General features: G+C 62.5%; 17 protein-coding genes. 8 read left to right on the top strand and 9 right to left on the bottom strand.

Annotated elements, in window-relative coordinates; translation table 11 throughout:
* Nucleotides 1–149: 149 nt before the first annotated feature.
* Both RCI06_RS00660 and RCI06_RS00655 read right to left on the bottom strand, forming a co-directional pair.
* A complete protein-coding gene (locus tag RCI06_RS00660; RefSeq protein ID WP_306573604.1) occupies nucleotides 150–2,888 on the bottom strand; it encodes an InlB B-repeat-containing protein in 2,739 nt (912 codons plus the stop codon).
* A complete protein-coding gene (locus tag RCI06_RS00655; RefSeq protein ID WP_306573602.1) occupies nucleotides 2,881–3,144 on the bottom strand; it encodes a hypothetical protein in 264 nt (87 codons plus the stop codon). The genes RCI06_RS00660 and RCI06_RS00655 overlap by 8 nt, the downstream gene beginning before the upstream one ends.
* A 350-nt stretch (nucleotides 3,145–3,494) precedes the next feature.
* Between RCI06_RS00655 and RCI06_RS00650 the strand changes: the two genes are divergently transcribed.
* Both RCI06_RS00650 and RCI06_RS00645 read left to right on the top strand, forming a co-directional pair.
* The gene (locus RCI06_RS00650; RefSeq protein ID WP_172439201.1) at nucleotides 3,495–4,250 is read left to right on the top strand and encodes a threonine/serine exporter family protein; all 756 of its coding nucleotides are present in this window, start codon (nucleotides 3,495–3,497) and stop codon (nucleotides 4,248–4,250) included.
* Between the two features lie 12 nt (nucleotides 4,251–4,262).
* A complete protein-coding gene (locus RCI06_RS00645; protein ID WP_101550418.1) occupies nucleotides 4,263–4,718 on the top strand; it encodes a threonine/serine exporter family protein in 456 nt (151 codons plus the stop codon).
* A gap of 78 nt (nucleotides 4,719–4,796) precedes the next feature.
* Here RCI06_RS00645 and RCI06_RS00640 read toward each other — a convergent pair whose 3' ends face one another.
* The 3 genes from RCI06_RS00640 to RCI06_RS00630 all read right to left on the bottom strand — a co-directional run bounded on the left by RCI06_RS00640 (nucleotide 4,797) and on the right by RCI06_RS00630 (nucleotide 8,434).
* Complete coding sequence (locus tag RCI06_RS00640; RefSeq protein WP_306573599.1) at nucleotides 4,797–5,150, bottom strand: PqqD family protein; 354 nt, start codon at nucleotides 5,148–5,150, stop codon at nucleotides 4,797–4,799.
* A complete protein-coding gene (locus RCI06_RS00635) occupies nucleotides 5,137–7,071 on the bottom strand; it encodes an OPT family oligopeptide transporter (RefSeq protein ID WP_276870297.1) in 1,935 nt (644 codons plus the stop codon). Before RCI06_RS00635 ends, RCI06_RS00640 begins: the two co-directional genes overlap by 14 nt.
* A gap of 97 nt (nucleotides 7,072–7,168) precedes the next feature.
* Nucleotides 7,169–8,434 (bottom strand): Sapep family Mn(2+)-dependent dipeptidase, encoded by a 1,266-nt coding sequence (locus RCI06_RS00630; RefSeq protein WP_306573597.1) that lies wholly within the window; start codon nucleotides 8,432–8,434, stop codon nucleotides 7,169–7,171.
* Nucleotides 8,435–8,576: 142 nt separating this feature from the next.
* Between RCI06_RS00630 and RCI06_RS00625 the strand changes: the two genes are divergently transcribed.
* The 3 genes from RCI06_RS00625 (at nucleotide 8,577) to RCI06_RS00615 (ending at nucleotide 11,254) form a co-directional block, all read left to right on the top strand.
* Nucleotides 8,577–9,077 (top strand): N-acetyltransferase, encoded by a 501-nt coding sequence (locus RCI06_RS00625; protein ID WP_306573595.1) that lies wholly within the window; start codon nucleotides 8,577–8,579, stop codon nucleotides 9,075–9,077.
* A 75-nt stretch (nucleotides 9,078–9,152) separates the two neighbouring features.
* Complete coding sequence (locus RCI06_RS00620; RefSeq protein ID WP_306573593.1) at nucleotides 9,153–10,463, top strand: putative DNA modification/repair radical SAM protein; 1,311 nt, start codon at nucleotides 9,153–9,155, stop codon at nucleotides 10,461–10,463.
* A complete protein-coding gene (locus tag RCI06_RS00615) occupies nucleotides 10,442–11,254 on the top strand; it encodes a TIGR03915 family putative DNA repair protein (RefSeq protein ID WP_306573591.1) in 813 nt (270 codons plus the stop codon). Before RCI06_RS00620 ends, RCI06_RS00615 begins: the two co-directional genes overlap by 22 nt.
* A 43-nt stretch (nucleotides 11,255–11,297) precedes the next feature.
* Here the strand turns inward: RCI06_RS00615 and RCI06_RS00610 are convergent, their stop codons facing one another.
* On the bottom strand, nucleotides 11,298–12,476 hold the full coding sequence (locus RCI06_RS00610; protein WP_306573590.1) for a PstS family phosphate ABC transporter substrate-binding protein: 1,179 nt from the start codon (nucleotides 12,474–12,476) through the stop codon (nucleotides 11,298–11,300).
* Between the two features lie 177 nt (nucleotides 12,477–12,653).
* Here RCI06_RS00610 and RCI06_RS00605 point away from each other — a divergent pair, with 177 nt between their 5' ends.
* Nucleotides 12,654–12,893: a FeoA family protein gene (locus RCI06_RS00605; protein ID WP_101550434.1), complete on the top strand. Its 240-nt coding sequence runs from the start codon at nucleotides 12,654–12,656 to the stop codon at nucleotides 12,891–12,893.
* Between the two features lie 25 nt (nucleotides 12,894–12,918).
* The gene (gene feoB, locus RCI06_RS00600) at nucleotides 12,919–15,063 is read left to right on the top strand and encodes a ferrous iron transport protein B (RefSeq protein ID WP_302822534.1); all 2,145 of its coding nucleotides are present in this window, start codon (nucleotides 12,919–12,921) and stop codon (nucleotides 15,061–15,063) included.
* Nucleotides 15,064–15,098: 35 nt separating this feature from the next.
* Here the strand turns inward: feoB and RCI06_RS00595 are convergent, their stop codons facing one another.
* From RCI06_RS00595 to htpG, 3 genes are all read right to left on the bottom strand, one after another.
* Nucleotides 15,099–16,043, bottom strand: coding sequence for an L-lactate dehydrogenase (locus tag RCI06_RS00595; protein ID WP_302822535.1), 945 nt, complete (start codon nucleotides 16,041–16,043; stop codon nucleotides 15,099–15,101).
* Between the two features lie 42 nt (nucleotides 16,044–16,085).
* Nucleotides 16,086–17,426: an MATE family efflux transporter gene (locus RCI06_RS00590; protein ID WP_101550439.1), complete on the bottom strand. Its 1,341-nt coding sequence runs from the start codon at nucleotides 17,424–17,426 to the stop codon at nucleotides 16,086–16,088.
* 133 nt (nucleotides 17,427–17,559) lie between these two features.
* A complete protein-coding gene (htpG, locus tag RCI06_RS00585; protein ID WP_306573588.1) occupies nucleotides 17,560–19,464 on the bottom strand; it encodes a molecular chaperone HtpG in 1,905 nt (634 codons plus the stop codon).
* 184 nt (nucleotides 19,465–19,648) lie between these two features.
* Between htpG and RCI06_RS00580 the strand changes: the two genes are divergently transcribed.
* Complete coding sequence (locus tag RCI06_RS00580; protein ID WP_306573587.1) at nucleotides 19,649–19,981, top strand: hypothetical protein; 333 nt, start codon at nucleotides 19,649–19,651, stop codon at nucleotides 19,979–19,981.
* Nucleotides 19,982–20,001: the final 20 nt, after the last annotated feature.

Here is a 20,001-nt window from a genome sequence, read left to right as displayed (position 1 = left end):
TATTTTTTTTTGTGGTCGTTTTATATATTATATTTATTCTTTTTTTTTTTTTTTATACCTCTGTGTAATGGGTTGGTTTTTTTAATTTTTGAAAAAACTTGCAAAACGTGGGGGGCCCTATCGTCGGGCCCCCGACTTTCATAAGTCCGTTATTTCTTCTTGAGCAGCCCGACAAAGGCGCTGAGCAGGAGGGTGAGCGCGGCGAGATTCGCATGGCGTTCGCCGCCGCGGCCGGTATTGGGGCCCTGCTTGGTGGGGAGCGCGGACAGAGGCACTTCCTCATCTTCAATCGTCAGGAGGCCTTCGGGGACGGTTTCGTCCTTAGGCTTGAGGATCGGGGTGGAGGGGGTATCGGGGCGGTCGCTGCCGCTGCTTCCGCCGCCGCCGGGATTGCTGCTTCCGCCGGTCTTCACATAGTGGAAGATGACGGTATAGACGTTGCTCGGGTCGTACTGGAAGGTGTTGCCGCTGACTTCCACGTCGTTTGCGGATACGGCAATCGCATTGTCCGACAGAAGCGCCGGGAACGCCGCGGAGCGGAGCGCCGCGTCCTTCTCGATCAGCTCGCTGCCGAGCTTGTGCTTGAGCTCGGAACGCGCGTCGCGGTAGGACTGGATATTCGATTCGAGCGATTCGATCTGCTCCTCAAGGGCCGGTTTTTCGTTGCCCTTGCTGTCGCTGTCACGATGGTCATCGGAACCCTGCTGAGTATCGGAACCCTGCTGATCGTCGGAGCCCTGCTGATCATTGGAGCCCTGCTGGGCGTCGGAGCCCTGCTGATCATCGGAGCCCTGCTGGGCGTCGGAACCCTGCTGATCGTCGGAACCCTGCTGATCGTCGGAACCCTGCTGGTCATCGGAACCCTGCTGGTCATCGGAACCCTGCTGGTCATCGGAGCCCTGCTGATCGTCGGAACCCTGCTGGTCATCGGAGCCCTGCTGATCGTCAGAGCCCTGCTGATCGTCGGAGCCCTGCTGATCGTCGGAGCCCTGCTGAGCATCGGAACCCTGTTGGTTTTCATCGGACGCGTCGTCCTTGTCTTCTTCCTGATGCGCCAGCTTTTTCAGCTTGGCGTTGAGTTCGTCGATCTGTCCGGCGAGATCGCGGTAGTCGTCCAGATCGGCGTCGATCTCGTCGATGCTGGCGTAAACGCCGTCCTTGACCAGCGCGGCCTTGAGCGCGTCGACCTCCTGCTGGAGGGAGGCGGCGGGAGCTTCCTCCGAAATGGCCTCCGCGGACATCAGGCTGACCGTGTCGGCGGCTTCCTTGGGCTCGGAGGAGACGGAGAAGCTGTCAAAGCGGTAGCCGCCGAAGCTCTTGATCGCGTCGGACAGATCCACCGGGCCGGCGACTGACGGGGCGTCCATATAGTGGGTTTCGTTGATCTGCCCGTCGGCGGAGGCGTAGAGGAGTGTGATCCGGTCGACTTCGGGTTTGGGCGGGTCAACGCTCTTTTCAGTCCACTTGGCGTGGAGCGTGAGATTTTCGGTGACGGTATCGGAGCCAAAGTTCCATGCTTCGGCGAAAGTGCCGTCATCCTTGTACCAACCGGAGAAGTCGCAGTTTTCTTTGGACGGGTCGGCGGGCCTGTCGATCGTGCTGCCCGGGACGATGCCGGTGATGGAAGCCACATCGGAGCCGCCGTTGCTGTCAAAGGCGACGGTGAAGGTCGTGGCGGCTTTCGGGGTGGCGGTGTAATAGGCGTTTAAAACAGTATCGCCGACGATTTGATAACGCGGGGATTCCATCTTTTCGCCATTCTGTTGGAAATGACCCGAGCCCTTCGTTTGGGTCCAAATGATGAATTGATAATCGAAGTTTTCTGTGTCGAAGGCTGTCTTATTGGCGCTGAGATTAAAGACTGCCCGATCTGTATAGTCTTTTGTGTCAGTTTTTTCAATTTCTTCGTTCACATAGGTGTTGACTGTTAAACTGACCGTTGCGGGGGTGACGGGCTTTCGTTCCGCATGATAGTTTGCGCGGATGGCGGTAGCGGCGTTTCCGGTCTTGAAAGAGGTACTCTCGCTGCCGGCGTTGGTAAAGGTGCCGTTTCCGATTTTTATGCTCCATCCCTGGAAGGTATATGTGTACTCGTCGGTATTGAATTTGGTTTTATCCGGGGCAATTTGAACGGTGGTCCCGACGGCATAAGCATCGCTGCCCGTACCCTCGCCAACTTTTACGTTGTCGACGAGTGTTTCGACGGTCAGTTGATACTTCTGGGCCTGTTTCCATACTGCGTAAAGCGTCCGGGACGTTCCGTTGCTCAGGGAGTAGGAGCCACCGGGCTGATATTGAGCGGTCGTGCTCCCCGAGGAAGTCGACCAGCCCTGAAACTCATACCCGCTACGGGTGGGGCGGTTACCGCTGAGCGTAATGGAGGACGCCGTCGTGCTTCCGGACTGGGGGTTGGGAGAAGGCATGTTGGAAACCGTATCATTGCAGTTCTGATTATAGGTAATAGTATACGATGTTGTAGTCCTCTCAAAAACATAATATAGGGTTTCTCCACTGAACGTGATATTCGTAGTTTTCCCAGGCCTCCATACAGAGGCGGGTACATCAAGATTCTTATCCATTGAGTATTTATTTACACCCTTAAATTTCCAACCGGATGCAGGTTGAAAACCTAGTTGAGAATAGCTTTTGATAGTCCAAGTCCAATTCATCGTAGTACTTGACGAGACTGTTTCAGAGGTACGGACGATGCCGTTGCTGGTTGCATACCTGGCACTATCTCCGTACGTATAACCAGTAGTTAAATTGGGGTCATGCACTGCAAATACAATATTTACTGTGCAGGACGCCGCCAGAGCGCTCACCGGAACGAGCGTCAGTACGAGCAGAGCCGCGATGAGGGCCGCCAAGAGCTTCTTCGTGTTACTCATCTTCCTTTTCCTCCTGCTTCTGCGCCGGGACTGTACCGGCGTCCGAATCATTCCAAGCCGCGACCGCTTTCTCGTCCGGGCCCCGCGAATCCAGCGCGCTGTCCATGAGCTGAATGAGTTCCAGCGTGCTTCTAAACCGCTGGGTCTTTTTCTTGTCGAGCCACTGGATACTGCCCTGCCAGGTGGCGTTCTGACGGAACTGCACCTGGATGAGGAACGAAGCGGGGTCCATCGGTTTTCCCGCCGGATCGCTCATCTTTGTCCACACCCTTCCTGTTATTTCCGTGGAGTTCGGCTTTTTTAACAGAACCCCAGCATTTGCCATTGGTAACAACCAAAATATAGCATTTGGTAATCACACGCCAGTCACAAAACAATATTTTATCTAGTTTGTGACAGAAATTTTATATTTTTCCCAAGAAAATCAATGATTTTTAGCTTTTTGGCGGGAACGAAAAATGTGGATCAGTCACACAATATATCCAATTAATTGGGAAATTGACCTTTGTGTAACGGGATCTCTTTTCCGCCGCGCCATTGTCTGCGCGGGGGAACTATGGTATACTGTTACGGGATTTTGCAGTTCGGTACGGAAGGGGAAGGGCCTTGGACTACAACGAGCTATTGCACGTCTCGGCGGACGTGGGCAGCGAGCTGCTCGAGAGCGGCGCGGAGACCTACCGCGTGGAGGAATCGGTCTACCGGCTGGTGAGCGCCTACGGTGCGCGGGAGGCGAACGTCTTCGCGGTGCCGACCTGCATCATCGTGTCGATCACGCTTGGGGACGGCAGCACGGTCAGCAAGACCCGCCGTATCTACGCGCGCGGCACCAACCTCGACCGCATCGACCTTTTGAACGCCCTCTGCCGGCGCATCTGCCGAGGGGAGGTCCCGCTGGAGGAGGCGTACGGCGAGCTGGAGGCAATCCGCCGCCTGGGCGGCTCCCCGCCCGCGCGGCGGTGCGCAGGGTATGTGCTGATCGCGTTTTCCTTCGCCCTCTTTTTCGGGGGGACGCTCGCGGACGCGGGCTGCGCGGCCGTCATTGGGCTGGCGATGTTCTTTGTCGTATTCGCGCTGGAACGCTGGAAGGCCAACGCCGTCTTCGTCAACATCATCGCAAGCGGCGTCACAATGATGCTCGCGGTGGCCGCCGTGGGGCTGGGACTGGGACAGAACATCGACAAGATGGTCATCGGCGCGCTCATGAACCTCGTCCCGGGCGTCGCGATCACCAACGCGATGCGGGACATCATGGCGGGGGATTACCTTGCCGGACAGGCCCGCCTCACCGAGGCGCTGCTCACTGCCGCGGCAATGGCGCTCGGCGCGGGCGCCGCGCTCGCCGTCGCGCGGATGCTGTAGGGAGGGGATCTGATGGAACTGTTATTGCCCTGCCTCTACTCCTTTATGGGGTGCGTCGGCTACTGCCTGGTCTTCAACATCCGCATGCGCAAGCGGATGCTGCTGCTCGCGTCGCTCGGCGGCGCGGTTGGCTGGTGCGTCTACCTGCTCTGCGGCTGGCTCCAGAACGACATCACCCAGTCGTTCGCCGCAATCCTCGCGGTCGCTGCCTATTCCGAGATCATGGCGCGCCTCCAGAAATCCCCCGCCACCGTCTACCTCATCGTGGGCCTCATCCCGCTGGTGCCGGGCGGCGGCATCTACTACACGATGGAATACTGCATCAACGGCGATATGATGAACTTCATGAACACCGGCATCCACACGCTGGGCATCGCGGGCGCGCTGGCGATCGGCATCCTGCTCGTTTCCGCCTGCGTGCGGATCCTCAACAACATCCAGCGCCGGAAGCGCCGGGAGACTGCATAATAAAAAGAAGGACGCGGCCATGGCCGCGTCCTTCCTTTTTCCGCTTGTCCGGCGGATATCCGGGCAAAGTTCAATGGATCATTCTGTATTCCACCGGATGAACCGGTATTCCCGCAGCAGCTCGATAAACCGCACGAGGCGCGGGTAGAGCGGCGCGGCCTCCTCCCCGAACCGCGCTTCCAGCAGCGCGCCGATCTCCCCGACCGGGCGGGCGCCGTCGATTTGGAGCCATACGAAGCTGCCCTGCTGGTCGAGGTCGATCCTGCTTGCCGCGGGCCGTCCGAAGCACCGCTGCGCCACACGGTTGAAAAATCCCCGGTGCGCGGCCGTCAGCGTGACGAGTCCCGGCTCCCGCTCCCGCCAGGGAAGCCCGGGGTCGCGCAGCGGAATGAATTCGAGGTAGTTGCGGGACCGGCGCTCACGCCGCGTCATGGCGGTTGCGGAGGGCCGCGCCCAGCAGGGAGAGGATGAGCAGGCCGAAGGCCGCGAGGGAGAGCAGGGCCGCCCAGCCGCCGAGCCCGGAGGTCAGGCGGGAGAGGTCGATGGCGCTGCCCAGGCTGACCGCCTCGCCGGCGGCGTCTTTGCCGACCGGGATGATGGCGAAGACGGCCAGCAGGATGCCGATGAGCCCCTCGCCCGCGATCATGCCGGAGGTGTAGAGGACGCCGCGCTCAACCGTGTCCTTGCGCGCCTCTTCGGAGCGGCACCGGCGCTTTTCAAACCACAGGCGGACGAGGCCGCCCGTCATGATCGGGACGGAGAGGTGGATGGGCAGGTAGATGCCCACCGCGAAGGGGAGCACGGGGATGCGCAGGATCTCGGCGGCGACGCCGATGCCTGCGCCCGCGAAAACGAGGGTCCAGGGGAGGTTGCCCTCCATGACCCCTTCGACGACCATCTTCATGAGCATCGCCTGGGGGGCGGGCAGCTCGGTGGAGCCGTAGCCCCAGGCCATGTCGAGCAGGTAGAGCACGCCGCCGATCGCGAGCGCGGCGGCGGCCACGCCCACCAACTCGCCGAGCTGCTGCTTGCGCGGGGTTGCGCCGAGAATATAGCCGGTCTTGAGGTCCTGTGAGGTGTCGCCAGCGATCGCGGCGATGATGCAGATGACCGACCCGATGGCGATCGCGCCCATCATGCCGCCCTGCCCGGCGCTGCCGGTGGATTTGAGGAGCATCGTGCAGAAGAGCAGCGTCGCGATCGCCATGCCGGAGACGGGGTTGTTGCTCGAGCCGACAAGCCCCACCAGCCGGGAGGAGACGGTCGCGAAGAAGAACCCGAACACCGCGATGCACACCGCGCCGAGCAGCGTGACGGGGATGGGCGGGAAGAGCCAGATAAAGACGATGGTGATGAGCACGAGCGCGCCGATGACCCCCATCGGCAGGTCGCGGTCGGTGCGCAGGCCGGTGCCCTTTTCGCCGCCGTAGCCCTTGACCGCCTGCCCGAAGGTGCGCACGATGAGAGGCAGGGACTTGACAAGGCTGAGGATGCCGCCCGCGGCGACCGCTCCCGCGCCGATATATTTGATATAGCTGTTCCAGATGTCGGTGGACGCCATCTTGGAGATCGGCTTGAGGCCGGGGAAGAGCAGGACGTCCCCGCCGAAGAGGGCAATGAGGGGCATGAGCACCAGCCAGCTCACAACGCCGCCCGCCATCATATAGGAGGCGATGCGCGGCCCGCAGATGTAGCCGACGCCGAGCAGCGCGGGCAGCACGTCGACCCCGACGCCCGCGCCGCGGTAGCTGCCGATCTCATAGTGCACCTCGCTGGGGAAGAGCTTGAGCCCGTCCGCGATGAACTTGTAGAGCGCGGCCAGGCCCAGCCCCGCGAAGACGGTGCCCGCCTTGGAGCCGCCCTGTTCGCCCGCGAGCAGGACCTCGGCGCAGGCGGTGCCCTCGGGATAGGGGAGCACGCCGTGTTCCCGGACGATGAGCGCCTTGCGCAGCGGCACCATGAAGAGCACGCCTAGCACGCCGCCGCACAGCGCGATCATTGAAATTTCCACGAGGGAGGGCGCGCTGCCGCCCCACTCCTTCATCCACATGAACATGGCGGGCAGAGTAAAAATCGCGCCGGCGGCGACTGATTCGCCCGCCGAGCCGATCGTCTGGACCATGTTATTTTCGAGGATGGAGTCCCGCCGCAGCAGCACGCGGATGATCCCCATCGAGATGACCGCCGCGGGGATCGAGGCGGACACGGTCATGCCGACGCGCAGCCCGAGATAGGCGTTCGCGCCGCCGAAGAGCACCGCCAGCAGGCAGCCGAGCAGCAGCGAGACGACGGTGAATTCGGGCGCGACCCGGTCGGCGGGTACAAAGGGTTTGAAATCCGGTTTTTCTTCCATGAAAAAACCCCTTCCTGATTGGATACGCCCCCGCGAAAACGCAGGGGGGAACGGGGCCGTCCGCCCCGCCGTATACAGTCAGGAAGGGGAGACAGCCCTACAGCGCCTCGATCGCGTTGGCGAGGATCTGGTAGTTCTTCCAGATCGACTCGAGCGCCCAGTTTTCATTGGTCTTGTGGTAGGTGACCTCCTCGCCGGGGAAGAGCGCGCCGAACGCCACCGCGTTTTTGAAGGCGCGCGCGTAGGTGCCGCCGCCCGTCGAGGCGGGCGGGTCGTCCCGGCCGGTGCACTCTTTGTAAACCGCCTGCAGGGTGGCCACGAGGGGGGAGTCCTTTTCCACGTAGAGGGGAGGCTGGAAGAACTCGTTCTCCACCGAGAAGCCGAACGGCGCGACGGCCTTTGCGAGCGCCTCCACCACCTGCGCGTCGGTGAAGGTCACCGGCACGCGGATGTCGCATTTGAGCTCGGCGGAGCGGGCGTCCACCTTGGCGATCGAGGGATTCACCGTTAGTCTGCCCGAAGGCTCGTCGGAAAATGCGACGCCGAATTTTTCGGGCCCCGCGTTTTCCATAAGACGGAGGAAGGGATGGTCGATCCCCTTGGCGCGCAGCTCGTCGCAGAGCTTCACAAGCGCGTTGACACCGAGATGGGGGGCCATCGCGTGGGACGCCTTTCCCGCCGCCTCGTAACGGACGCCGCCGGCCTCCGCTTCCGCGTGGGCGGGCACGACGTTGTAGGCGTTCGGACAGGAGATCGAAAGGGGCTGAACGCCCTCGTCGAGCGCGCGGTAAATGCGCACATGCAGGATGCCCTTTTCCGCATAGGTGACGGGATACTCGGAGTCGGGGGTGAAGGCGCAGTCGGGGGCCTCCTCGGTTTTGCGGTAGCGGGCCATGCACCGCCAGTCGCCCGCCTCCTCGTCGCCGCCGAGGATGAGGCGCACCCGCTTGCCGGGCGTGAGGCCGCTGTCCGCGACCGCCTTCATCGCGTAGAGGGCGGTCATGGCAGGGCCCTTGTCGTCGCAGGCGCCGCGCCCGTAGAGGCGGCCGTCGATCACGGTGCCGTCGAAGGGGGGCGCGAGCCAGCCGTCCTCCTCGACGGGGACGGTGTCCACGTGGGCGATGATGCCGACGAGCCGGCTGCCCTCGCCCATCTCGATCCAGCCGCAGTAGCCGTCGAGGTTTTTGGTGCGGAAGCCGAACTTCCGGCCGAGCGCCAGCATGTATTCGAGCGCGTCGTATACGCCCTTGCCGAGCGGCGCTTCGTCGGTGACGGGGCCGCAGCCGCCGTTGACGCTCTTGATCTGTAAGAGCCCCCGCAGATCGGCGAGGAACTGTTTTTCATTCAGAGGATAATGTTTCATGTCCAGGCTCCTTTTGTTGGGATATTGTTAGGGTTGCCGTACTTTCCTAGAATATCACAAACCGTTCCGCATTTCCAGCCGCTTGCGCCAAAAGGCCCTTTTGCGGTAAAATACCCGTAGCAAGGATAGAGGGGGAAACGCGATGGTGCGTCCTGCAAAACCGGACGAGCTCGGCAGGATTCTGGAGATTTACGCGGCGGCCCGGCGGTATATGGCGGAAAACGGCAACCCGGCGCAGTGGGGGAGCTCCTATCCGCGTCGGGAGCTGCTCGAGGAGGATCTCAGGCGCGGGCAGCTTTACGTCGTCACGGAGGGCGATAAGATCCACGGCGCGTTCGTGCTGGCGACCGGGGAGGAGCCGACCTATGCGGAGATGGAAAACGGGGCGTGGGAGCATGACGGGCCCTACGGCACGATCCACCGGGTCGCCGGCGACGGCACGGGAAAGGGCGTCTTCGCCCAGTGCGTGGCGTATTGCCGGGGGCGGATGGAGTGCCTGCGGATCGACACCCATGAAAGGAACGGCACGATGCGGCATCTGATCGAAAAGCACGGCTTCGCGCGGCGCGGCGTCATCCATGTGGAGGACGGCAGCCCGCGGATCGCGTATGAGTTTAACGGGGCTTCGGGAGAAAACGGGTAAATTTGGCGTGTTGACTTTTGGACCAGCGTGGGGTAAAATAGGAAGAGAACGTATGTTCGATGGAGGATCACCCACATGGACCTGATGGAAAAACTGGAAATTCTTTCAGACGCCGCCAAGTACGACGCGGCCTGCACCTCGTCGGGCGTCGACCGCAAGGGGGAGAAGGGCGGCATCGGAAGCTGCGTAAAGGCGGGCATCTGCCACAGCTTCGCCTCCGACGGCCGGTGCATCTCACTTTTAAAGGTGCTGATGACCAACTCCTGCGTCTACGACTGCAAATACTGCGTCAACCGCCGCTCGAACGACGTGCGCCGCACGGCGTTCACTCCGCGCGAGCTGGCCGAACTGACGATCCAGTTCTACCGCCGCAACTATATCGAGGGGCTCTTCCTCTCGTCGGGCATCCTCAAAAACCCCGATTACACCTGCGAGCGGATGATCCAGGCGCTGGAGATCCTGCGGGGCGAATACCGCTTCGGCGGCTACATCCACGCCAAGGCAATCCCCGGTGCGGACGACCGGCTGATCGCGCGGCTCGGGCTGCTGGCCGACCGTATGAGCGTCAACATCGAGCTGCCGAGCCAGCAGAGCCTGGGGCGGCTCGCGCCCGACAAGTCGAAGGCCGACATTCTGCGCCCGATGGGGCTCATCCAGACGGGCATCGCGGAGAACTCCTCCGACCTCGTGCGCTACCGCCACGCGCCCAAATTCGCGCCCGCGGGCCAGAGCACCCAGATGATCATCGGCGCGACGCCCGACAGCGACTTCCAGATCCTGCGGCTGACCCAGGGGCTCTACAGGAAATACGGGCTCAAGCGGGTGTTTTTCTCGGCGTACATGCCGGTGCAGGAGGACGCGCTGCTGCCCTCCCTCGACACCCGGCCGCCGCTTTTGCGGGAGCACCGGCTTTACCAGGCGGACTGGCTGCTGCGCTTCTACGGCTTCGACGCCTCCGAGCTGCTCGACGAGGGGCACCAGAGCTTCAACCCGCTCGTCGACCCCAAGTGCAACTGGGCGATCAACCACATGGACCAGTTCCCCGTCGAGGTGAACCGCGCCCCCTATGAGATGCTGCTGCGGGTGCCGGGCGTCGGCGTCAAGAGCGCCCAGCGGATCGTGGCCGCGCGGCGGACAAGCACGCTCACCTTCGAAGGGCTCAAGCGCATCGGCGTGGTGCTGAAAAGGGCGCAGTATTTCCTGCTCTGCTCGGGGAAGATGGCGGAGGGTCTCGTCGTCACCCCCGACGCGGTGCTGCGCGCGCTCATCTCCGAGCGGGACTACGAGCGGGCGCGGCTGCCGGAGGAGGCGCCCGAGCAGCTTTCGCTCTTTGACCGCAATCCAAGCAGGGAGGACGTGGTGCAGTGCCTGACCGGACAGATCTAGTCTACCTCTGTGAGGAGAGCCTGGAAGGGACGCTCTGCTGCGTCTACGAGAGCTACACCCGCCGGGAGGTCCCTTTCGACATCCTGCCGGAGGGCACACCCACCCTCTACCCGTCGCGCCCGGTCGTCTCCGACGAGGCCCACGCGGCGCGGGTGTGGCGTTCGCTTCTGAAGCTCGACCCGGAGGCCGCCGCCTGGGTGCGCGACGGCTGGTGCTCCTGCCTGGAGGGCCGGGAATACCGCGCCTACCGGTTTATCCGCGCCCTCTACGCCCACGGCCCGCGTATCATGGGCAATCTCGCGGACCCCGACGTGGGGGAGTTTTTCAAGCTCGTTCGGTTCCAGCGCAATGAGGCGCACCTTATGAAGGAGTTTTTGCGGTTCGCCGACTACGGGGGCGCGCTCGTCTCGGTCATCGAGCCGAAGGCGCTCATCCTCGAGAGCCTCGCGCCCCACTTCATCGGCCGCTTCCCCGAGGAGCAGTTCATGATCTTCGACAAGACGCACGGATTCGCTCTCTTCTACCGCCCCTACGAGTGGGTGGTGCGCCCGGTGAGCGAGCTGGCGCTGCCCGTCGCGGACGCACAGGAGCGGAACTTCCGCGCCCTCTGGCGGCGGTATTACGACCGCATCGGCATCGAGGGGCGCTACAACCCCAAGTGCCGGATGACCCACATGTACAAGCGGTTCTGGAAGAACATGCTCGAGATGGACCGCGAGACGGGCGTCCTGCGCGCCGACGAGCGCGCCCCGCTGGACGGCCCGTCCGGACCACCGCTGCGGCTTGAATAGGTGATGGAAGAGGCCCCGCCGGGTTCCCGGCGGGGCCTCTTCTCTATGGGTTGATTCCGGCATAGCCGGTCCGTTCAATCAGCTCCTGCCCCTCGGGGGAGAGGATCCATTCGAGCAGCGCGTCGATCTGCTCGGTGCTCTGGGTGGTGGCGGCGTAGAATTCGCTCGTCAGCGGGTAGCGGCCCGCCCGGATGTTCTCCACCGTGGGCGCGACGCCGTCCACCGCGAGCAGCTTGATGCCCTTGTTGCCGACCAGCTGGTCGGCATAGTAGCGGAAGGAGAAGCCGATCGCGTTCTTGTGGTTGCGGTAGTCGGAGGTCCGCTCGATGATCCCGGACATGAGGTCCTCGACCTGCTCGGTGGGCGGCGTCATCAGGGGCGCGTCCCCCATGAAGCGGACGAGCGCGCTCTGGCTTCCGCTGCCCTGGTTGCGCTGGAAAGCGAGGATCGGCTCGTCGCGTCCGCCGACCTCCTTCCAGTTGGTGATCCCGCCGGAATAGATGCCCCTGATCTCCTCCGAGGTGAGGCTTTCGACGGGGTTATTGCGGTTGACGAAAAAGACGAACCCCTCCCGGCCGATCGGCGTGAAGCGCAGTTCCCGGCCTTCCGCGCGGGCCTCCCCGATCTGTTCCTCCGACGGGTACGCGCCGAACATCACGTCCACCTCGCCTTTGGCGAGCAGAGCGTAGCCGCCGATCGTGTTGTGGAACTGGAAGGGGCCGTCCGCCGAGCCGAGCGGGAGAATGTCGGGCGGATAGACCGCGCCCACAAAGGCGGAATAGACCGGGAACAGGGCGGTCGCGCCGTCCACCACCGGGAGCGGCTCGCCGAGCCGCAGGCTTGCCGGGCCGTCCAGCCGCGCGACCTTGGAATCCTGCGCGAAGGGCAGGTAATCGGCCGTGTCGAAGGGCGCGCCGTCTTCGACCGTCAGGTAGCGGTCGTAGGCGTTGTGTGCGAATTGGACGCCCAGGCAGACGGCGGAAAGCAGGACGACCCCCGCGAAAACGATCCCCACATTCCGCCGGGCCCTGCCCGGACGCAGCAGAATCAGCAGGATGCAGAATACGGCCGCGGCGATCGGCAGCAGGGCGAAGAGGACGGAATAACCGGTGGCCAGGGTCAGCAGGAAAAGATAGAGCGCGGCGATCGGGGCCGCGAACACGAGCAGCAGGATGGCCGCCGTCTGCAAGACGGCGGATGGTTTTCGACCGGAATCGTTCACAGGAGGGCCCCCATTCACAGGTTTCTTGGAACGACTCCATATTACCAGAAAAACGGACGGGCGGCAAGCCGGGAGACGCGGGTGAAAAATCAGGAACGCTCCCACATCGAGGAGAATAGGCTAATAGGGGGCAATCCACAAAGCCCCCGAAATTCAGATAGATTTGGAGAAGAAACCATGAACCAAGATATGATCCCTTTAAACCGCGTGCCGGAAGGGCGCGTCGCACGGGTCATCGACCTGTTTACCACCGGAAATATGCGGCGGAGGCTGCAGGACATCGGACTGATTGAGGGGACCGACGTCGAGTGCCTGCAAAAGAGCCCCGCCGGGGACCCGGTCGCCTATTACATTCGCGGGGCGGTCATCGCGCTGCGCTCGGAGGATTCCCAAAACATACTGGTGCGCTGTAACTAAAACGACGACATAGGGGGAGATTTCAGTGGGCTTAACATCCGGTTCCACGGGAAAACGTGCGGTCGACAGCGGCTTTGTCATCGAAAGGGGCGCGGGCGAACGGGTCATCGCGCTGGCGGGCAACCCGAATGTCGGAAAAAGCACGGTTTTTAACGAGCTGACCGGGCTCAACCAGCATACCGGCAACTGGCCGGGCAAAACGGTCACGAACGCGCAGGGGCGCTATACCCACAAAGGCCGCGAGTACATCATGGTGGACATCCCGGGTACTTATTCGCTGATGGCGCATTCGGTGGAGGAGGAGGTCGCGCGGGACTTCATCTGCTTCGGGGACCCCGACGCGGTGGTGGTCGTGTGTGACGCGACCTGCCTCGAACGCAACATGAACCTCGTCCTCCAGACGCTGGAGATCACCGACCGCGTCGTCGTCTGCGTGAACCTGATGGACGAGGCGCGGAAAAAACACATCGAAATCGACTTTGGAAAGCTCTCGGAGAACCTCGGCGTACCGGTTGTGGGCGCGAGCGCGCGCAGCCGGGAGGGACTCGACGAGCTGATGGACGCCGTGGGACGTGTGGTGGAGAGCGACCGCTACGAGCCGGTCCGCTTGCGGTATCCGCAGGCGGTGGAGGACGCGCTCGCGCTGCTCGCGCCCGCTGTGGAACCGCTCTGCACGGGCGGGATCCCCGCCCGCTGGATCTCCCTCAAGCTGCTCGCGGACGATACCCAGCTGATCGAAGCGCTGGGAAGCTATCAGAGATGCAACCTCCTCGCCAACGACGGCGTCGCGTCCGCGCTTCAGCGGGCGCGCGCTCTGCTGGCGGGGCAGGGGTTCTCCATTGAAAAGCTGCGGGACATCATCGTTTCCTCCATTGTCCTCCACGCCGAGGAGACCTGTTCGGACGTCGTGACATTCCGCAGGGAGGGCTACAACGACCGCGACCGCCGACTTGACCGTATCCTCACCAGCCGTGCCACCGGCATCCCGGTGATGCTCCTGATGCTCGCCGTCGTCTTCTGGCTGACGATCACCGGCGCGAACTATCCCTCCCAGCTGCTGGCGGACGCCCTCTTCTGGGTGCAGGACCGCCTGACGGAATTCTTCGTCTGGATGGGCGCGCCCCTCTGGGTGAACAGCCTGCTGGTCGAAGGGGTTTACAGGGTGCTTGCATGGGTCGTTTCCGTCATGCTGCCCCCGATGGCGATCTTCTTCCCGCTCTTTACTCTCCTGGAGGACTCCGGCTACCTGCCGCGCATCGCCTTCAACCTCGACCGCGGCTTCAAACGCTGCCACGCGTGCGGCAAGCAGGCCCTGACCATGTGCATGGGTTTCGGATGCAACGCGGCGGGGATCACCGGCTGCCGCATCATCGATTCGCCGCGGGAACGCCTGATCGCGATTATCACGAATAATTTTGTTCCCTGCAACGGGCGGTTCCCGACCCTTATCGCAATCATCACGATGTTTTTCGTCGGGGGCGCGATGGGCGCGTTTTCCTCCGTCGTCTCGACCCTGATCCTCACCGCGGTCATTGTGCTCGGCGTGCTGATGACCTTTGCGGTGTCGGCGCTCCTCTCCCGCACGATCCTCAAGGGGGTGCCGTCCTCCTTTACCCTCGAGCTGCCGCCCTACCGCCGTCCGCAGATCGGCAAGGTGATCGTCCGCTCGATCTTCGACCGGACCCTCTTCGTGCTCGGGCGCGCGATCGCCGTCGCGGCGCCGGCGGGGCTCGTCATCTGGGTGATGGCCAACGTCACCGTCGGGGATATGAGCCTGCTGGCCCACTGCGCGGGCTTCCTCGATCCCTTCGCGCGGCTGCTCGGGCTGGACGGTGTGATCCTCATGGCGTTCATCCTCGGGTTCCCGGCCAACGAGATCGTCGTGCCGATCATCATCATGGCCTATCTCGCGACGGGGAGCATCCTCGATTTCGACAATCTCGCACAGCTCAAGACGCTGCTCGTCGACAACGGCTGGACCTGGCTGACGGCAGTGTGCACAATGCTCTTTTCGCTGATGCACTGGCCCTGCTCGACGACCTGCCTGACCATCCGCAGGGAGACGCAGAGCTGGAAGTGGACGGCGGTCTCCTTCCTCGTGCCGACGGTGATCGGCATGATCGTCTGCTTCCTCGTCGCGGGCGCGGCCCGGCTGTTCGGGCTGGCATGACAAAAAAGCGTCCCGCATTCAAGCGGGACGCTTTTTCACAGGTCCTTGACGAAGCCGCGCAGGACCTCGCAGGAGGCATGAAATTTTTCTTCCTCGGCGCCGGTGAGGGGGAGGCGGACGATTTCCTGGACCCCGCCGCGCCCGATGACCGCGGGCACCCCGCAGAAGACGCCGTATTCCCCATACTCCCCCTCGAGCAGGGTGGAGACGGGGATGATGCGGTTTTCGTCGTGCAGGATGCACTTGATGATGCCCGCGGCGGTGGCGGCGATGCCGTAGTAGGTCGTACCCTTGCGCTTGAGGATTTCCCAGCCCGCCTGGACGGTGTCGTGGACGAGCCGGTCGAGGTCGACCCCCTCGAAGCGGTCGGGATTGTCCCGCAGGACCTCGGCAAAGGTCTTGCCGCCCACGGTGACGCGCGACCAGGGGACCATCTGGCTGTCGCCGTGCTCGCCGAGCGCGAAGGCGTGGACGCTGCGCGGGTCGACGCCGACCAGCCCGCCGAGGAGCGCCTTGAGGCGGGCGGAGTCGAGCGCGGTGCCGGTGCCGATCACCTGGCTTTTGGGGAGGCCGGAGAGCTTCCAGACGTCCTGCGCGATGAGGTCCACCGGGTTGGAGACGATGAGGAAGATGCCTGAGAAGCCCGCCTCCATGACCGGCCCGACGATCGAGCGGACGATCTCCTTCGAGAGGCCGAGGGTGTCGAGCCGGGTCTGGCCCTCGCGGGGCGGCGGCCCGGCGGTGATGACGACGATGTCCGCGTCGCCGCAGCCGGCGTACCCGCCGGCCGTCACCCGGATGTTGCGGCCAAGGTAGTCGATGCCGTCCCGCAGGTCCATCATCTCCCCGTGGGCGCGTTCGGCGTCGCGGTCGACGAGCAGGATTTCGTCGCAGAGCCCCTGCGTCAAAAGGCTGAACGCGGTGGAGGAGCCGACGAGTCCCGCCCCGATGATGGCGACCTTGCTGATATGCTGTTTCATGGGATCACCTCGAGAGAATCATTTCTCCCTAGTATGCCCCAATCAGTCGAGCAGATGCTTGGAGCGCCAGTTTCCGCTGCGCCAGCGCAGGAAGGAGACGAGCCCGCGGAAGCACTCGTCGCAGGTCATGGCGATCCAGATGCCGGGCAGCCCGAGCCCGAGGACGACGCCGAGCAGGTAGCCGCCGCCGACCGCGACCGTCCAGACGGTGGTGACGTTGAGGCAGATGGGGAAGCGGATGTCGCCCGCCGTCTGAAGGGCGCGGAATAGGACGATGTTGGCCGCGCGGCCGAGCTCGAGCAGGATTTCGATGCCCATGATCGTGCGGCACATGGAGAGCACCTGCGGGTCGCTCGTAAAGAGCCCGAAGAGCGGCTCGCAGAGCAGGAAGAGCAGCAGCGAGATTACAAAGGAGACGAGCATCGCGGCGCGCAGCGTCGCGTTGACGCGGCGGTCGGTCTCCTCGACTTTCCGCGCGCCCATCAGGTAGCCGACGATGATCTGGGTGGCCTGCGCGATCGCGGACCCGTAGATGTAGGAGAGCATCGCAAACATGTTGGAGTAGGCGCGCGCCGTGATGACGTAGATGGGCAGGGAGTTGCACATCGTCTGGATGACGATCTGGGTCAGGTTGTAGGAGATTGACTCGCCGCCCGAGGGGATGCCGATCTTGAGCAGGCGCTTCAGATGGTCGACGGGGAAGGGCCGCAGGTTCCGGAAGTCGACGGGGGTGCGGATCGTGCGCTTAAAGAGCCAGATGACGATGACGACGCCGACCAGGCGGGACAGGTCGCTCGAGATGGCGGCGCCCGCGACGCCGAGCATGGGGATCGGCCCCATACCGCCGATGAGGACAAAGTTGCCGGCGATGTTCAAAAGGTTGATGACGATCGAGATGAACATCGTCTGCTTGGTGAGGCCGTGCGCGCGGAAGAAGGCGACGAAGGTCAGGTGGATGGCCTGCAGGGGCATGCCGACGCCGATGATGCGCAGGTAGGCGCCCGCCTCGGGCATCAGTTCCGCCGGGACCCCCATCAGCCCGTAGATCTGCGTGGAAAAAAAGGTGAGGGCGACGAAGATGACAAGCGAGAGCGTGACGTTGACCACGAGCGAAACAGTGTAGGTCTGGGCGACCCGCTCGGTGCTGCCCGCGCCGATGTACTGGGTGATCAGGATGGTCGCCGCCATGCAGATGACCGAAAAGGAGATGAGGAGCAGATTGGTGATGACGTTGGCGTTGCCGATCGCTGCGACGGCGGTGGGGGAGGTGCGGGCCACCATCATCTGGTCGACGTTGCTGACGAGCATCTGGAGGACCAGTTCGACGAAGATCGGCCAGGTAAGTTGGAAGAGGTACCCGCGCGAATTGACATTTTGATCCATAAGCGTCCCCTGTTCACATCATAATAACGGAGTCATTATAGTACCTGCACGAAAAAAGTCAATGGATTTTCAGCACATCGCACAAATAAAGCGGACAGCACAAAAATGCTGTCCGCTGTAAGCCCGTGGTTCGTTATTTTGACATGAGGTCACAGATGGCGTTGGAGAAGGCGACGGGGTCGTCGATCGACATCCCCTCGATGAGCAGCGCCTGCGAATAGAGCAGGGAGGCGTACTGTTTCAGCCGGTCGCGGCCGCCCTCGTCCGCGTAGAGCTTCCGCATTGCCGCGAAGACGGGGTGGGAGGCGTTGACTTCCAGCACCCGCTCCGCCTTGGGCTTCTGCTCGCCGGGCATCGCGCTGAGCACCTTCTCCATCTCGAGCGAAACCATGCCGTCGCTCGAGAGGCAGACGGGGTGGGATTTGAGCCGGCTGGAGAGGCGCACCTCCTTGACCTTCCCGTCAAGGGCGTCCCGCAGAAAACCGAGCAGGTCCTTGTTCTCCTCGTTCTGCTTTTTGATCTCTTCCTTTTCCTCCTCGGTCTCCAAACCGAGGTCCTTGTCGGCGACCGACTTGAATTCCTTGTCCTCGTACTTGAAAAGCATCCGGAGCGCGAACTCGTCGACGTCGTCGGTGAGGTAGAGGATTTCGTAGCCCTGATCGCGGAGCAGCTCGGTCTGGGGCAGCAGGCCGATCTTTTCCACCGTTTCGCCGCAGGCGTAGTAGATGTATTTCTGCGACTCCTTCATGCGGCCGACGTACTCCGACAGGGTGACGAGCTTTTCTTCGCTCGACGAATGGAAGAGCAGCAAATCCTGCAAGAGGTCCTTCTTGGCGCCGTAATCGTTGTAGACGCCGAACTTGAGCTGGAGGCCGAAGTTCTTCCAGAATTTCTCGTATTTTTCCCGGTCGTTTTTGAGCATCGAGAGCAGCTCGGAATGGATCTTCTTTTCGAGCCGCCCGGCGATCACCTTGAGCTGGCGGTCGTGCTGGAGCATCTCACGGGAGATGTTGAGGGAGAGGTCCTGCGAGTCGACGAGGCCCTTTACAAAGCTGAAGCAGTCGGGCAGCAGGTCGGCGCACCTGTCCATGATGAGCACGCCCGAGGCGTAGAGCTGGAGCCCCTTCTCGTAGTCGCGGGAGTAGTAGTTGAAGGGGGCGCGGGCGGGGATGAAGAGCAGGGCGTTGTAGGTCGCCGCGCCCTCGGTGGAGCTGTGGATGACGAGCGCCGGGTCCTCGAAGTCGAAGTATTTCTCCTTATAGAAATTGTTGTAGTCCTCATCCTTCAGCTCCGACTTGTTCTTCTTCCAGATGGGCACCATGCTGTTGAGGGTCTCGTGCTCGGTGTAGTCCTCGTATTCGGGCTTGTCCTCGGGGCAGCCCTCCTTGAGACGGCGGGCGGGCATGTCCATGCGGATGGGGTAGCGGATGTAATCGGAGTACCGTTTCACAAGCGCGGAGACGCGGTGCGGGTCGAGAAATTCGTCGTAGTTCTCCTCCCCCTCGTTCTCCTTGAGGGTCAGCACGATCTTTGTGCCGTGGCCGTCCATTTCGCAGGGCTCGATCGTGTAGCCCTCGACGCCGCGGCTCTCCCATTTCCACGCCTCGTCCGAGCCATAGGGACGGCTGTAGACGGTGACGCGGGAGGCGACCATGAACGCCGAATAGAACCCGACGCCGAACTGGCCGATGATGTCAATGTCCTCCTTGTGCTCGCCGTCCTCCTCCTGCTTGAAGGCGAGGGAGCCCGACTTGGCGATCGTGCCGAGGTTGCTTTCGAGCTCGTCCTTCGTCATGCCGCAGCCGTTGTCCGTGATCGTAAGGGTGCGGGCGTCCTTGTCGAGGGCCAACTCGATCGAGAAGTCGTCCCTCGAAAGCCCGGTGAGATTCTCCGAAAGGGAGTGGTAGTAGAGCTTGTCGATCGCGTCGGAGGCGTTGGAGATCAGTTCGCGTAAAAAGATCTCCCGGTGGGTGTAGATCGAGTTGATCATCAATTCGAGCAGCCGTTTGCTCTCGGCCTTGAACTGCTTGGTGCGCATGAAACCAGACCTTTCTATCAGAATTTCATTAAAAACGAAAAGTTAGCACTCAATCTATTTGAGTGCTAACTATACTATAATATAAGTCGCAGGAAAAATCAAGTCTAAATTGTGAACATTTTCGGCAGTAAAACGCGCTCTTTCCGCCACTCATCTTATAGAAGGACAAAAAGGGGGGACCGGCATGGGCCGGATCAATCATCTGCTGAAGTTTGCCTGCATCGCGGCGGCGCTGACACTGCTTGCCGCTTCCCCGGCGCTGACCGCCCGGCCGCCCGAGCCGCTGGCTGAGACGGTCGAGATGCGCCTGCTGCCCGACGACCGCCCGATCCGCGTGACGGGCGACGGCCGGGTTCTCGAACTGCGCGCTCCCGCCGCCGGGCAGCTGCCCTCCCACGGCTTTGACGCGGAGCTGACGCCCGTCTACGACACGGCGGAGCCGGTCGACATCGCGCAGATGCCGGTGCGGGAAACGCCGGTTCCCTGCGCCTGCCCGTTTGACGGGGAAGCCGTGTGAAACGCCGGCCGGCATTGGCC

The sequence above is a fragment of the Anaerotruncus massiliensis (ex Togo et al. 2026) genome (assembly GCF_030825285.1).
Taxonomy (GTDB): domain Bacteria; phylum Bacillota; class Clostridia; order Oscillospirales; family Ruminococcaceae; genus Anaerotruncus; species Anaerotruncus massiliensis.
This window is presented reverse-complemented; position numbering and strand designations above follow the sequence as displayed.